This window comes from Mesobacillus subterraneus (assembly GCF_000934845.1).
GTDB classification, from domain to species: Bacteria; Bacillota; Bacilli; order Bacillales; family Cytobacillaceae; genus Mesobacillus; species Mesobacillus stamsii.
Genome location: NZ_JXIQ01000199.1, coordinates 1 through 13726, shown reverse-complemented (window position 1 = coordinate 13726; position 13726 = coordinate 1). Strand labels below are relative to the sequence as shown.

16 protein-coding genes and 1 pseudogene are annotated in these 13726 nt (G+C 44.0%); 7 read left to right on the top strand and 10 right to left on the bottom strand.

Features of this window, described 5'->3' with window-relative positions; translation table 11 throughout:
- Positions 1–170: 170 nt before the first annotated feature.
- From UB32_RS18685 to UB32_RS18670, 4 genes and pseudogenes are all read left to right on the top strand, one after another.
- Complete coding sequence (locus UB32_RS18685) at positions 171–1682, top strand: leucyl aminopeptidase (RefSeq protein WP_044396642.1); 1512 nt, start codon at positions 171–173, stop codon at positions 1680–1682.
- 166 nt (positions 1683–1848) lie between these two features.
- Positions 1849–2034, top strand: a pseudogene (locus UB32_RS18680) (hypothetical protein); the annotation flags it as partial.
- Positions 2035–2192: 158 nt separating this feature from the next.
- The gene (locus UB32_RS18675; protein WP_044396640.1) at positions 2193–2801 is read left to right on the top strand and encodes a DedA family protein; all 609 of its coding nucleotides are present in this window, start codon (positions 2193–2195) and stop codon (positions 2799–2801) included.
- A gap of 22 nt (positions 2802–2823) precedes the next feature.
- Positions 2824–3213: a PaaI family thioesterase gene (locus UB32_RS18670; protein ID WP_044396638.1), complete on the top strand. Its 390-nt coding sequence runs from the start codon at positions 2824–2826 to the stop codon at positions 3211–3213.
- A gap of 57 nt (positions 3214–3270) precedes the next feature.
- On the opposite strand, the gene mnhG is transcribed toward UB32_RS18670, so the two are convergent.
- Genes mnhG through UB32_RS18635 form a run of 7 tightly spaced genes read right to left on the bottom strand, consistent with a single transcriptional unit; the run spans position 3271 to position 9032 of the window.
- Positions 3271–3642 (bottom strand): monovalent cation/H(+) antiporter subunit G, encoded by a 372-nt coding sequence (gene mnhG / locus UB32_RS18665; protein ID WP_084221912.1) that lies wholly within the window; start codon positions 3640–3642, stop codon positions 3271–3273.
- The gene (locus UB32_RS18660) at positions 3620–3910 is read right to left on the bottom strand and encodes a Na(+)/H(+) antiporter subunit F1 (protein WP_044396636.1); all 291 of its coding nucleotides are present in this window, start codon (positions 3908–3910) and stop codon (positions 3620–3622) included. Before UB32_RS18660 ends, mnhG begins: the two co-directional genes overlap by 23 nt.
- Positions 3910–4386 carry a Na+/H+ antiporter subunit E gene (locus UB32_RS18655; RefSeq protein WP_044396634.1) on the bottom strand — a complete coding sequence of 159 codons (477 nt, stop codon included), beginning with the start codon at positions 4384–4386 and terminating at the stop codon, positions 3910–3912. Before UB32_RS18655 ends, UB32_RS18660 begins: the two co-directional genes overlap by 1 nt.
- 7 nt (positions 4387–4393) lie before the next feature.
- A complete protein-coding gene (locus tag UB32_RS18650) occupies positions 4394–5875 on the bottom strand; it encodes a Na+/H+ antiporter subunit D (protein WP_044396632.1) in 1482 nt (493 codons plus the stop codon).
- Positions 5868–6209, bottom strand: a complete 342-nt coding sequence (locus UB32_RS18645; protein WP_044396631.1) for a Na(+)/H(+) antiporter subunit C — start codon at positions 6207–6209, stop codon at positions 5868–5870. Before UB32_RS18645 ends, UB32_RS18650 begins: the two co-directional genes overlap by 8 nt.
- Positions 6209–6631, bottom strand: a complete 423-nt coding sequence (locus UB32_RS18640) for a Na(+)/H(+) antiporter subunit B (RefSeq protein WP_044396630.1) — start codon at positions 6629–6631, stop codon at positions 6209–6211. Before UB32_RS18640 ends, UB32_RS18645 begins: the two co-directional genes overlap by 1 nt.
- Positions 6618–9032 carry a Na+/H+ antiporter subunit A gene (locus tag UB32_RS18635; RefSeq protein WP_044396629.1) on the bottom strand — a complete coding sequence of 805 codons (2415 nt, stop codon included), beginning with the start codon at positions 9030–9032 and terminating at the stop codon, positions 6618–6620. The genes UB32_RS18640 and UB32_RS18635 overlap by 14 nt, the downstream gene beginning before the upstream one ends.
- 285 nt (positions 9033–9317) lie before the next feature.
- Between UB32_RS18635 and kapD the strand changes: the two genes are divergently transcribed.
- The gene (gene kapD, locus UB32_RS18630; protein WP_044396646.1) at positions 9318–9941 is read left to right on the top strand and encodes a 3'-5' exonuclease KapD; all 624 of its coding nucleotides are present in this window, start codon (positions 9318–9320) and stop codon (positions 9939–9941) included.
- Positions 9942–9981: 40 nt separating this feature from the next.
- Here the strand turns inward: kapD and UB32_RS18625 are convergent, their stop codons facing one another.
- Positions 9982–10368, bottom strand: a complete 387-nt coding sequence (locus UB32_RS18625; protein WP_044396628.1) for a kinase-associated lipoprotein B — start codon at positions 10366–10368, stop codon at positions 9982–9984.
- Positions 10369–10520: 152 nt separating this feature from the next.
- Here UB32_RS18625 and UB32_RS18620 point away from each other — a divergent pair, with 152 nt between their 5' ends.
- Together UB32_RS18620 and UB32_RS18615 are read left to right on the top strand one after the other, a co-directional pair.
- On the top strand, positions 10521–10733 hold the full coding sequence (locus UB32_RS18620) for a hypothetical protein (protein ID WP_044396627.1): 213 nt from the start codon (positions 10521–10523) through the stop codon (positions 10731–10733).
- Positions 10734–10842: 109 nt separating this feature from the next.
- Positions 10843–11292, top strand: a complete 450-nt coding sequence (locus UB32_RS18615; RefSeq protein WP_044396626.1) for a hypothetical protein — start codon at positions 10843–10845, stop codon at positions 11290–11292.
- 45 nt (positions 11293–11337) lie between these two features.
- Here UB32_RS18615 and UB32_RS18610 read toward each other — a convergent pair whose 3' ends face one another.
- Both UB32_RS18610 and UB32_RS18605 read right to left on the bottom strand, forming a co-directional pair.
- On the bottom strand, positions 11338–12507 hold the full coding sequence (locus tag UB32_RS18610) for a MalY/PatB family protein (protein WP_044396644.1): 1170 nt from the start codon (positions 12505–12507) through the stop codon (positions 11338–11340).
- Between the two features lie 176 nt (positions 12508–12683).
- On the bottom strand, positions 12684–13538 hold the full coding sequence (locus UB32_RS18605) for an alpha/beta fold hydrolase (protein ID WP_044396625.1): 855 nt from the start codon (positions 13536–13538) through the stop codon (positions 12684–12686).
- Between the last annotated feature and the right edge of the window lie 188 nt (positions 13539–13726).

Sequence of the window (13726 nt, the reverse complement as noted above, 5' to 3'; positions counted from 1 at the left end):
CGCATAAGGGTATCATTCCGCCCGAGAGATGCCCAAATGGAGGTGGAATTGCTCGCATAAGGTATTTGAAAGGGGACCTTATAACCGCTGGCTAAAAAAATAACTGTGAAAGTCGAAATAACCATGCTGGTTCGATATAATGAAAGTATCATGATGAAGGGGTGAAGGGTTTGTTTACAGTTAGCAATCAATTTGATTTTACGAATCGCCATGACTGTCTTGTGATTGGTCTTTTTAATAAGCCAACAAGTCTTGAAGGTGTTATAGGGGAAGCAGACAAGCTATTTGACGGACAATTGACGGAGCTGATCAAAAGCGGTGATATATCAACCAAGAAAAAAGAGATTTCGAAAATACATACTTTCGGAAAAATTGGTGCAAGGAAACTATATGTTGTCGGACTTGGGCATGAGAAACAATTCAATTTTGAGACGTTGCGAGACGCATTTGGCCGCCTGTTCAAGACAGCGAAGAAGGAAAAATGGACAGAAGCAGCAGTGATGTTGAATTCTTTTACAAGTAATAGTGTTGAACTGAACGATGCGGCGCATGCACTTGGGGAAGCTTTCCCAATGGCAACATATGAATTCGCAGGTTATAAGCAAAAATCGAATGAACCGGAAAAGCGCATCGAAAATCTGACTGTGTACAGTGGCGATGAAGAAGGCGATGTGGAAGCAGCGCTTGAGGTTGGCTTTGTATTCGGCAAGGGAACGAACTCAGCACGCACGCTCGTCAATACACCGGGGAATCTGTTGACAGCAACGGACATGGCGGAATATGCGCTAAGGCTGGCAGAAACATATGAGTTTGAAGCGGAAATTTTAGAAAAAGAAGAAATGGAGAAGCTCGGCATGGGTGCATTGCTGGCGGTCAACCAGGGTTCTGCAGAGCCGCCGAAAATGATTGTCCTTAAGTATCAGGGCAAGCAAGAGTGGAAGGATGTTATCGGGCTCGTCGGCAAGGGCATTACGTTTGACACCGGAGGATACTCGATCAAAACCAAGGCTGGCATCGTCGGCATGAAATCCGATATGGGCGGTGCAGCGGCCGTACTAGGAGCTATGGAGATCATCGGCGAACTAAAGCCTGAGCGCAATGTTGTGGCTGTGATTCCGTCTACCGACAACATGATCAGCGGTACTGCTTTCAAGCCAGACGACGTCATTACGTCAATGAGCGGAAAAACGATTGAAGTGCTGAATACCGATGCAGAAGGCCGTCTCGTGCTTGCAGATGCTATGACATACGCAAAGCATCACGGCGCAAATTACCTTGTGGATATAGCCACTCTGACAGGCGGAGTGATTACTGCTTTAGGACTGCATACATCGGGAGCTTTGACGAACAACGAGGACTTCTTCGAACAAGTACTTGAGGCTTCCTATGAGTCAGGAGAGCCAATCTGGCGTCTGCCATTGTTCGAGCGCGACATAGAGCGTGTGAGGGGCAGCAAGATCGCCGACTTGAATAATTCACCAGGATCCGAAGGACATGCTATCATGGGTGGCGCGTTTGTCGGTGAGTTTGCTGAAGGGACGCCATGGGTGCACCTCGATATTGCCGGAACGGCCACTACCAGCAAAGAATATGACCTAGGACCTGCAGGGGCAACCGGTGTCATGGCCCGAACTCTTGCATTGCTGGTTGAGCGATTTGAAACAGAAGAAGATGGAAAATAAATAGAGAACAGAGCAGCTCGAGGCAGTATGTGGAAAGCTCGCATCCCCCTCAGGACTAGGCATTTTTTTTCGTTCAATAGACAGTCGCCTATTCAACTGCCCCTCGATATGCATATGAAGTACTATAGGCATACAATAAAGGGAGGTAGGTTGAATGATGAGAAGAAGACCGTTTTATGTTGGCCGACGTCGTCCATTTGGTTTTGGTTTTGGAGGTCCGTTTGTTGGCGGATTGCTTGGAGGGATGTTAGGCAGCGCGTTATTCTATCCTGGCGGTTACGGCTACGGATATGCACCATATCCGCCTTATGGATACAGTTACGGATATGAATACGGTTACCCGTTTTATTAAATAGAAAATTAGCAGCCGCTGTTGCAAGACAGCGGCATTCTTGTGCGATAAGTATGACAGGAAAAAGAGGATACCTAACGAGGAACGAAGAATTGTTATACATACTAATTTCTATTGTAAAATAGAATCGGACCAATGTGCAGGAAAGGAGATACCTCATGGATTTGGATTTGGTCGTGGAAATGATTGACGAGAATGGCTATTTAGGATTGTTTTTATGGCTTTGTTGCGGAGTGTTTATTCCGATTCCCAATGAGGTCATATTGATGACAGTTGGTTTTGCTTCATCGCAGGGTGCGTTAACTCCCGTTCCTGCCTTCTTAGTTACCTATTTAGGAATAGCAGCAGCTTTCACCTTAAGCTACCTGCTAGGAAGGTTGATCGGCCGAAGACTATTGTCGTTAATATATCGGAAAAAGCGATTAGCAAAGTCGGTAAAATCTGCCATAAGGTTAATGGATAAGTACCATATGTTTTCCTTGTCGCTTAGCTGTTTTGTTCCCGGTGCCCGCTATTTTGTACCATTGCTTTATGGCATCAGCCGGCTTTCATTCCGGAAATTTGCCATCTTTGCCTATAGCGGCGCTTTTGTATGGGTATTGATCATTTTTGTTCTAGGCTATTTATTTGGTGATAAAATGGAACTAATCATGAAATACAGTAATGAAATGTGGCTGTGGGTGGCGGTTCTTGCAGCCGCTTCGCTAATTATCATTGTGAAGGTGAAAAAGAAAAAATGGAAGAGCTCAGCCTCTGAAGTGGAGTGAGCAGTTTAAAAAGGGAGGGGAGATAGAGTTGAATCAAACTTTGCTGGACTCATTAGGAATAAAAGTAACAGAACTGCAAAAAGGAAAGGTAGTTGCAACAATGCCGGTCGATGACAGGACGAGGCAGCCGCATGGTCTGCTGCACGGAGGTGCCTCCGTTGCGCTTGCAGAAACGGTTGCCAGCATCGGAGCATTTGAGTTGGTCGACCAGGAAAAGGAAGTCGTAGTCGGCCTTGAAATTAACGCCAACCACATCCGAGCAAAAAGGGATGGTGTGGTTACAGCGGTAGGAACCGTCCTTCATCAGGGGAAAACGACAATGGTATGGGATATAAAAATAACAGACGAAGACGGCAAACTTATTTGCCTATCAAGATGCACCATTGCAGTATTAAAACGCAAAAGTTTTTAGAATTTCGACGAACAAACAAAGCGATCATACTTGATCGCTTTGTTTGTTTTGCTTTTTCTATCTAGATTCTTCCGTTTTTTGTTTTATTCGGGCTTTTGCAAGGTCATCCTGAACGGTACGGTCTGACAGCTTAACTCCGCTGTTATAGGCGGCTCTTGAAATCAAATGTCCTGCAACAGGTGAAGTGAGGAAGATAAAGCCAATCCCAAGAAGCAACCGCGAATTGAAGTGGTGCTTAATGAGCCAAAAGTAAAAGAAGGTGCCAAGCAAAACGAGCATGACGCCTAAAGTGGCGCTTTTCGATGCAGCGTGGTTCCGTGTGTAGACATCCGGAAGCCTGATCAGGCCGAATGCGGTTACCAGGCTGAGGAATGCTCCAATCAGGATCAATAATCCTGCAAAAAACTTAACGATCTCCATTTCTGTCATATTCCATGATTACCCCTTTCTCGAGAAACTTTGAAAAGGCGACTGTACCAATGAATGCAAGAATCCCGATCAGAAGGATGATATCGAGAAAGGCGTTGGTATCTAAAAGGATTGATACTAACGCCACCACGGAAACGAGGCTGATGCCGATTGCATCAAGGGCCACTACTCGGTCTGCGACTGTCGGCCCTTTGATTACACGGTAAATCAATCCAATCATTGCTAATGATAGAAAGGTAACGGAAATCCATAAAACCGTATCAAACATTAGCGACTCACCTCCATGATTGCTTTTTCAAACGTATTTTTGATGCTGAGGATGGATTCGTCCGCATCACGAATGTCCATAGCGTGGACATACAGGATTTTGTTATCGTCCGAAATATCGACGACAAGGGTTCCAGGAGTCAAAGTAATCAGGTTTGCGAGCACGGTAATCTCCCAGTCCTGCTTCAATTCTGTCGGGAAGGCGAAGATTCCGGGCTTGATATTCAGCTTTGGGCTTAAAACTGCCTTTAGCACTTCGATATTTGATAGAATCAATTCCCTGATAAAAATAAAAAACAAATTCACCAACGCGACTACCCGTAACAAGTAAAAACGGCTAGTGAAGAAGCGGCGGAAAATATAAATGATGAGCAGGCCAAAGAAGTACCCGACAAAAAACGAGGCCGGGGAGTAGGATGTCTTTAGGAACATCCAGACAAAGGCTAAAATAAAATTCAGCAAAATTTGAAATGCCATTGGCTCATCACTCCTTTAAAACAGCATGGATGTAGATTTCCGGATTGGCAAGCGTTTCTGCAGCCGCAGAGATAACCGGATAGACAGCTTCCGTACCTAAACCGTACAAAACAGCGAACGCCGTCAGGACAGCAGGGGCAATCAGCAACCATTTGACTGGTGCTTTATCCTCATTTTTATAAGCCCTTGGAGTTCCCCAAAATCCCCCGATGAAAATTCTCATGATGGAATACAGAACCAGCAGACTGGACATTAGGACAACAAACGCACCAATATAGTTTTCAGTCTCAAATCCTGCACGGACGATCATCATTTTCCCTGCGAAACCGCTGAGCGGTGGTATGCCGGCAAGGGCAAGTCCCGCGATAAAGAAGGTCCATCCTAAGCCAGGATAGCGATTGATCAGACCGCTTATTTTATTCAAGTCACTCGTTCCTGTAATGGCAATGATAATCCCAATTAACAGAAACAGAGCCGCTTTAATATTCATGTCGTGGATCAGGTAAAACACTGCACCAGTCAGAGATTCAGGCGTCAGGACAGAGACACCGAATAAGATAACCCCGACAGCGACGATGATGTTATAGATGACGATTTTTTTTATGTCTGTAAAAGCTAGGGCACCGATCACTCCGGAGATAATCGTCAAGATAGCCAAGATCTGAAGCAATTGATGCGTATAACCCACATCATGGTAAAAGAACAAGGTGAAAGTTCTCGTGATCGAGTAAACGCCCACTTTTGTCAGCAGGGCACCGAACAATGCCATAACCGGGGCGGGCGGAGCATAATACGACCCGGGAAGCCAGAAATAAAGCGGGAAGATCGCTCCCTTTAAACCGAAGACAATCAGGAATAAAACCGCAAGCACCGTAATAATCCCTGTGTTTCCAGCCTCACTTAGTCTCACCGAGATATGTGCCATATTCAATGTCCCTACCACTGAGTACAAATAAGCGACTGCGATGACGAACAATGCTGATGAAATGACGTTAACAAGTATGTATTTAATCGATTCACGCAGCTGAATTTTCGTACCGCCAAGTACAAGCAGCACATAGGAAGACATAAGCATGACTTCGAAAAAGACAAATAAGTTAAAAATATCACCAGTCGTAAAGGCACCGTTCACTCCAACAATCAGGAAGTGGACGACAGGATAATAGTAAAATTTTTCTCGGGCTTCTCCTATTGATTGAAAAGAGTAAATCAAAGCGGCAAAGGCAATGATACTTGTCGTCAGAACGAGCAGAGAGGAAAGCATGTCCGATACGAGTGTAATCCCGTACGGTGCTTCCCAATTGCTGACATCCATTGTTTGAATTCCATCATGATAAACTAGGTTGGCTTGCATGAAGGAAACAATGATTACGATCAGAGCGCTAATCGCTGAAATCCAGCGCTGCACCATGATATTTTTTGCGAAAAAGATAAGTACAACCCCTGTAATCAGAGGAATCAAGATAGGGAAAATAATGAGATTATTCATGTCCTTCCTTTCCTCTCAAACGATCCATATTATCGGTTCCAAGTTCCTGATACGCTCTGTAGGCGAGTACAAGGAAAAAGGAGGTGACCCCAAAGCTGATGACGATCGCAGTCAGAATCAACGCCTGTGGCAGCGGGTCCACATAGGTTGCGGCATGTTCTCCCAGAAGTGGCGGTGCACCCCTTTTCAGGCCACCCATCGTTAAAATCAAGAGATGGGCGCCATGACTCAACAATCCTGTACCGATAATGATCCTGAGCAAGCTTTTTGAAAGCATAAGGTATGTGGCTGCCATAAACAAAATTCCAATTAGAAAAGCCATTAAGATTTCCATTATTCGCTCTCTCCAATCGTTTGAATAATGGTCATTGTTACGCCAATGACGACAAGGAAGACGCCTGTATCAAATAATACCGCAGTATGCAAAGAGGTTTTCCCCAAAAGCGGCAAGTCGACATAAGTAAACGCATGGGTCAGGAACGGCAAATCAAAAAATAATGCCCCTGTACCGGTTCCAATTGCGAAAAGCAGCCCGATTGCTACCAATTTAATATAATCAACTGGCAAAATGGTTTTGACTGTCTTGATATCAAATGCAAGCAGCAGCAGGACAATGGCACCGGAAGTCATTAGTCCGCCAATGAAACCGCCACCTGGATGGTAGTGGCCAGCAAAAAATAGATGAATGGAAAAAAGGATAATGACAAACAGGGTGAACTTTGTAACAGTTTGGAGGATGATATCATTTGTTTTCATCCAAGTCTTTCCCCCTTGTCAGCCGAAGCTTGATCATCGCGAAAATGCCAAGGGCTGCGATGCCAAGGACGGTTATTTCAAACATAGTATCAAAGCCGCGGAAATCAACGAGAATGACGTTCACCATATTTTCGCCGCCCGCTTTCTTATAAGTGTTTTCCACATAAAACTCCGAAATAGAGCGAAACATTTTATTGCTGTGGGCAGATAGGGCAATCATCGTAACGACTGCACCTACGCCGATCGATATCAACGCGTTAGCAGCCTTGAAACGGATGCGTTCCTCTGGTCTGATTTTAGGCAGGTGGTAAAATGCCAGCAGGAACAGCGCTACAGAAACCGTTTCGATCACAAGCTGTGTCAGTGCAAGGTCCGGCGCCCGGAAAATGACGAAGAAAAGCGCGACCGTATAGCCGACGGCACCGAGCAGGATGATCGAAGTCAACCTTGATTTGGCAAATAAGATCGTAATGGATGAGACAGCAATGATCAGCATTAGGACGATTTCCATTATATGGACAGGTGCGGTATTGCTTACATCAAATGCAAAAGCATTTTTATACAAAAGGGTAAAGGTCAGGATCAGAATAAAAAAAGAGAAAATATACACTAAATAGGACCGGATAAACCCTGTCATATAAGACTTTGTGATCTTTTTCGCGACAAGATGGATTGCTTTGAGACCTCGATCGTACAAGTGATTCAAGGCCAGTCGATCCGGAAAAAGCCGATAAATACCTGCCCATTTTGGCAGAAACTTATAGAGCACAATCCCAATCGTGATAACAGCAAACGTCATCAATAATTCCAATGTTGGTCCGTGCCAGAACGAAATATGAACGTTGAATCCATCTCCGTTTTCAAGCAATGACGGCATGATTGCTTCCATTGCTGGCGATAGGATGGTATCGGACAATAGATTCGGAAAAATACCGAATAGAATGACGAGTGATGCAAGGATAATCGGAGAAATCAACATGCCGATTGGCGCTTCATGCGGTTTCTTTTTTAACTTTTCAGGATGGTGCTTGCCCGTAAAAGTCTTAAATACATACATCATGCTGTAAATAAAAGTGAATACACTCGCTGTCCAGGCGATGATTGGGAACAGAAGCCCCCATGTATCCATATGGAAACTATCCATTTCTGCCAATCGGAGCATGCCTGTGAAAAACATTTCTTTACTTAGGAAACCGTTGAACGGAGGAATCCCGGCCATTGAAAATGTTCCAATGATCGCAAGCGTGAACGTGATTGGCATGAAGTTCATCAAACCGCCAAGCTTGCGAATATCCCTTGTCCCTGTTTCATGGTCGATAATCCCAGTTACCATGAACAAACTTCCTTTGAACGTGGCGTGGTTAATCAGATGGAAGACAGCAGCCGTAACAGCAACGAGATAATAGCCATCATTAATCGTACCATAATGAAGTGCAGCAGCTCCAGCACCAAGAAGCGACATGATCATCCCTAGCTGGCTGACAGTGGAGAATGCGAGAATGGCTTTTAAATCGGTCTGTTTTACCGCAGAAAAAGATCCCCAAAACAGTGTAATCACACCAGCACCGGTAACGAGCCACACCCATGTAGCCGAATCGGCAAAGACAGGAGTCATGCGAGCTACAAGATAGATGCCGGCCTTAACCATCGTAGCCGAATGCAAATATGCACTGACAGGAGTAGGAGCCTCCATGGCATCAGGAAGCCAGATGTGAAATGGGAATTGCGCAGATTTTGTAAATGCACCGAGCAAAAATAAAATCAGCGTCATTGTGAACAATGGGTGGTTCTTGACTTGACTGGACATTTGAATCGTTTCCGAAATGCTGAAGGTCCCGGTGATGATTGAAAGCATCAGGATGCCCCCGAGCATCGCTAATCCTCCGAAAACAGTAATCAGCATGGATTTTTGCGCACCGTAACGGGAGCGTTCACGTTGATTCCAGAACCCGATCAACAGGAAAGAAGAAAAGCTTGTCAATTCCCAGAAGGCATAGAGTACAATGAGGTTGTCTGACAAAACGACCCCAAGCATGGCACCCATGAATAAAAGCAAGAATACATAGAATGTGTTCAGCTTTTCCTTGTTCGGATTTAAGTAATAAATCGAATAGAGCACCACGAGAGCGCCGATTCCAGTGATCAGCAAGGCAAATAACAGCCCTAATCCGTCCACTTTTAATGTGAAATCAATCCCAAGCGAAGAAATCCAAGGCATTGTTTCCATAACCGTGCCGCCACTGCCAGTCGTGCCGATGAATTTCAGAAAGTAGACAAACAGCACGGCCGGCAGCGGCAACAGGAACCAACCTGTATGGATATTCTTGAAATAGGTATGTATAAATGGAATGATGATAGCGAGTAAGAGTGGTGATAAAACAGCAAGGTGTAGAAAAGACAAATGATCATACCTCCTTATGTAGTGTAACATTAGCTAATTTTTGTTATTTAATCAAACATATGCGATAACGCACTGTAAAAAGTATATCGTAAACAGGTTCAGGATGCATGTCAAGCGCTTTAAAAAATGAAAGTTTTCTGAATTTCAAGAGAAAAATCCTGACGAATTGTGAAAATTGCAGAAAATTAAAAAATTTGTTAAAAAACGTGCTATAATAAAAAAAATAATGCAGCGAAAAGCATATACGGGTTACATATGAATCGCTTTTCAGAAAGTTGGGGAAGCATGAGCGAAAAAGAAAGGACCATATTATTTATTGATTTTGAATTCACGATGCCTGACCGTAACAGCAAGAAACGGGGATTTTATCAGGAAATCATTGAAGCTGGGGTCGTCCTGGTTGAGAATAACCAGGTGGTCGAGCAGTTTTCATCTTATGTAAAACCAATCCGATTTCCAAAATTGACGGAACGATGCCGGTCATTCCTGAATATTTCCCAGGAGCAGGTAAACTCGGGAATCGCGTTCAATGATTTAGTGGAAAAGCTTAAGAGACTTGGCGGGAACAGGCATTGCCATGTTGTGACCTGGGGAAATATGGACATGAAGGTGTTATCGCAAAACTGTCAGCAGGCTTCAGTCGAGTTTCCATTGCCGGGAAAACAAATCGATCTTTCGATGGAGTATAAGCGCTTTTTTGGCGACCAGAACCAGACAGGTCTTTGGAAGGCCGTGCAAGAATATGGTCGAGAAGGGACCGGGAAGCATCACCGCGCTCTTGATGACGCGCTGACGACATACCATATTTATAAGCTCGTTGAGAAAGACAAACAATATCTGCAGAAGCCTGAACCAGCAACGATCGGGGATATGGTTGATTTTTCCAATCTGCTAAATAAATTCGCTTAAAAAGCCAGATTGGAAGGAACAATCTGGCTTTTTGGCATTTTCACTTGCTTTTAAGGTAATCCTTTTCAAGTGAATCTAGATTTCTTAGACTTTGCTGTGCCCACGGGGAATCATCGCCTTCGAGTTCTGAACGAAGCTTGCTTATTGCTTCCTTTAATGACTCAAGGTAATCCGGAATTTCCCCTTCAAAGGGCTTGACCATTTTTTCCGGAATGTTCGCTTGTTCGCGGAAGGAAAGCGCCTTCCTTTCATGGAAAAAACCTACCTCGGCATCCTTAGGATGGTGAAGGTCGCCCTGCATTGGGTGTTTTGCGACAGCGAGGACTCGAACAAGATAATGCTGCGGGCGACGCTCGGTGATCTCCCCTATATACTTTCCAGTTTTATAAATGGCGGTGACGTGATCGCCAATTTGTAATTCAGCCATAGAGATTCTCCTCTCGGTTTTCTTTTATTATAGCAAAATCCAAGATGTTCGTGTAAAGTCGCTAAAGGAGTCGTGATATGGATGTTGTTTGCGGTTGGAAGTGACTCCTAACCCTGCTATAATGAATTTGTATGGATGAAAGGAAGATGAGAATGAGCAAGTGGTTTGTCCTCTCGTTATTTTTGTATTTTCCGGAAGATAAGACAGAATATATCCCCGCCGTCATCACTTCCCTCGTTTTCCTAATCGGGGCGATCCTGACGATGCGATTCATCATTAAAGTATCCAAAAAAGAAGCTCAGAAAGCAAAAGAACAAGAGCTGGAAATCATGAAGCGAATGAACGATACGAACGAGAACAGCTGACATATAGCTGTTCTTTTGTTTTAAAAAAATAGGGTATATAGTATCTTTTCCTTATTTTAAGAAAACGTTATAATACGGGTATTCTAAAAATCTAGAGTAGGGGTTTATATTGGAGAACTTATTGATAGAACAGATAATTGAGCGTATTCTAGTCCAATCCGGCAGCAGTGTGCAAGTTGTCCTAGAAGATTTTTTTCCGGGAGATCGGTTTGCGGGCGGGAAATATAATGTTGACAATCATATTATTACTTTATATAGGGAAGAGATTAAGGCGCAATGCTTGCAGTTGTTTTCCTCAACGGAACAGTTTGGAAATTACCTTGCCGTTGTTTTCGCACATGAGATTGGGCATGCTGAAGATCGCGAGCTTCGCGATTTGATTCAGCGAATGGATGGAACCGCCAATGAAGCTACGAAGAAGGGAATCGCCCTTCAGATTGAGATGAATGCCTGGGATTTCGCGAGAACACTGATTCCACAGCATCTGCATTCTTTCATGGACATCATTATCGATTCTTCCCTTGAACCATATTATGAAGCACTTGAAGTGACAGCTTGAAAATGGAGCCGACCCGTAAGGGAGGCTCCATTTTTTTATAAAAGTCTAGCTAAAAGCTTTTTTCAATCTTTGAAGCCCATCATTTAAAGTTTCCCGCGGGCAGGCAAGATTCATCCGAACGAAGCCTTCACCGCCTTCGCCATATTTCGTTCCTGGTTCCAGCCCCAGTTTTCCTTTTTCCAAAAGCTGTTTCTGGATTTCCTCGTCGCTTAAACCTAGGCCACGGCAATCGATCCAAAGAAGGTAGGTGGCATCAGCCTTCATTGGTTTGAGTGCTGGTAGGTGTTCAGCAATAAAGTTCGTTGTGATATTCATATTTTCATCGAGGTAGGCAAGCAGCTGCTCAAGCCATTCCGCTCCGTTAAGGTAGGCCGCTTCCATTCCGGCAATCGCAAAAGTGTTCAATGTGAAAAAGCCTTGCTGGTCCTGGACTGCCTTGAATTTAGCCTTCAGCTCTTTGTTCGGGATCAGTGCTGCAGATGCCTGAAGCCCGGCAAGATTGAAGGTTTTGCTTGGCGCGATGAATGTGGCCGTAATCTTCTTGAATTCTTCTTTAATAGAAGCGATGGGAATATGGACATTTGGTTTGAACACCAAGTCTGAATGAATTTCATCGGAAAGAATCAGCACATTATACTTTACGCACAGGTCGCCGATTTTCTCCAATTCATCCTTCGTCCATACTCTTCCCCCAGGGTTATGGGGATTGCAGAGAATGAAAAGTTTCACATCATCCTGCAGCTTGGCTTCCAAGTCGGCAAAATTAAGTTCGTAGCGTCCGTTTTCAATTAGTAAATTAGAAGTAACCAGCGTGCGGTCATTCTTTTTCACCATGTTGAAAAAGGGTGTGTACACAGGGGAGTGAATGAGCACCTTATCACCCTTTTCTGTAAATGCGCGGATCGCCGTGCTGATCGACGGGACAACTCCTTCACTGAAAAGGATGGATGATTTCTTAAATTCACAGTCGTGCCGCTGTTTCATCCAGTCCTGAATAGCCTCTGTCACAGACATTGGGACAAACGTATAGCCGAAAATGCCGTGATCGATTCTTTCTTTCAATGCATCGAGTACTGCCTTCGGAGGAAGGAAGTCCATATCCGCCACCCACATCGGCAAGATGTCCTCTCTTCCAAACACTTTATCGAGAGCATCCCATTTTATTGAATAGGTTTGATTCCGATCGACTACCTTGTCAAAAATACTATTTTCCATATTTTCCATATGTACGCACCGCCTCTTCCTAAAAATTTTTTTAGTTCTACACCTTATGATAAGTTATTTTTTAAAAATAATCAGGTGATTAATTTGGAATCGGAAGAATTAAGCTAAAATTAGTAGAATTTTGAAAGAATGAAGATAGAAGAACCATAAGACCTGAACGGCAGTCTTTAATGGCTGCCGTGTGCTGTTGCTTCCGCTGTTTTTTCTGCCTGGATAAATTGATTGATAAGATGGTGTACATCCTCTGGCCGTTCCTCGGGGACAAGGTGGCCGGTTTCTTTTAAGATGACGAGCTCGGAATGCTTCAGGTCCTTGTTTAACTTCCTGCCAATCCGAACAGGTACCACTTTATCATGTTCCCCCCAGATGAGCAGGCATGGAGCATTGATTTTCCTTATTTCTTCTGTTGAGAGATCCCCTTCACGATGGCGGATCATCATCGTTAATGCTTTGAAAATATCATCTTCAAGAAAAGGGGATAGATAACCATACAGCATTTCGTCATTGATCATGGAATGGTCATAGACAACATTTTGAAGGTTTTGCTTCACACCTGATCGGGCAAGATGGAATTTTACATACCGGTGAAAAAAGGGAATATAACTGGACAGAACCATTGGCAGGCTTGCCTTCTTTAAATAGCCGGAGCTGCAAAGAAGGATGCCCCTTTTCGCATAATCTGAATGATGCAGCAGAATATTCATGGCGATTTGTCCGCCCATCGAGTGGCCAACGATTTGGAACTCACGGATTCCAAGCGATTTCATTAGTTCCACAACTGTCGCGGCAAGGTTCTTATAGGAATAGCGGAAATTGGACAGCTTGCCGCTTTTTCCAAAAGGGGGAAGATCAATCGAAATTACGTTATAATCCTCTTTCAACAACGGAATTAAATGCCGGAAGCTGAAGGAGGAAGAGAGGAAACCATGAAGCAGTACAAGCGTTTCCTTTGCGTCAAAGTTTTGGTAATGCTCATAATACAAATCGATCCCTCTTATCGTTTTATTTCTGGCGTATTCCATCGGTTTTCACTCCTGACATGATTACAATGTTGGTAGGTATGTCATTTATTTTCCCCGTGATTCCCAACTTCACACAAAAAAATGTCCAGAAACAAAAAAAGAGATGGACACCAAAACTGGTTTCCATCTAAAAGGGGGGAATACTAGAAAGCCTTATGGGAGTAGGACAGCTTTGAGGAGTAAAAATT

Excerpts from the sequence above, each read along its gene's own strand:
- UB32_RS18610 (WP_044396644.1), bottom strand. The coding sequence starts at position 12,507 with ATGGAAAATAGTATTTTTGACAAGGTAGTCGATCGGAATCAAACCTAT.
- mnhG (WP_084221912.1), bottom strand. The coding sequence starts at position 3,642 with ATGACAGAAATGGAGATCGTTAAGTTTTTTGCAGGATTATTGATCCTG.
- UB32_RS18655 (WP_044396634.1), bottom strand. The coding sequence starts at position 4,386 with ATGGCATTTCAAATTTTGCTGAATTTTATTTTAGCCTTTGTCTGGATG.
- UB32_RS18650 (WP_044396632.1), bottom strand. The coding sequence starts at position 5,875 with ATGAATAATCTCATTATTTTCCCTATCTTGATTCCTCTGATTACAGGG.
- UB32_RS18620 (WP_044396627.1), top strand. The coding sequence starts at position 10,521 with ATGAGCAAGTGGTTTGTCCTCTCGTTATTTTTGTATTTTCCGGAAGAT.
- UB32_RS18625 (WP_044396628.1), bottom strand. The coding sequence starts at position 10,368 with ATGGCTGAATTACAAATTGGCGATCACGTCACCGCCATTTATAAAACT.
- UB32_RS18660 (WP_044396636.1), bottom strand. The coding sequence starts at position 3,910 with ATGTTTGATACGGTTTTATGGATTTCCGTTACCTTTCTATCATTAGCA.
- UB32_RS18640 (WP_044396630.1), bottom strand. The coding sequence starts at position 6,631 with ATGAAAACAAATGATATCATCCTCCAAACTGTTACAAAGTTCACCCTG.
- kapD (WP_044396646.1), top strand. The coding sequence starts at position 9,318 with ATGAGCGAAAAAGAAAGGACCATATTATTTATTGATTTTGAATTCACG.
- UB32_RS18605 (WP_044396625.1), bottom strand. The coding sequence starts at position 13,538 with ATGGAATACGCCAGAAATAAAACGATAAGAGGGATCGATTTGTATTAT.
- UB32_RS18675 (WP_044396640.1), top strand. The coding sequence starts at position 2,193 with ATGGATTTGGATTTGGTCGTGGAAATGATTGACGAGAATGGCTATTTA.
- UB32_RS18645 (WP_044396631.1), bottom strand. The coding sequence starts at position 6,209 with ATGGAAATCTTAATGGCTTTTCTAATTGGAATTTTGTTTATGGCAGCC.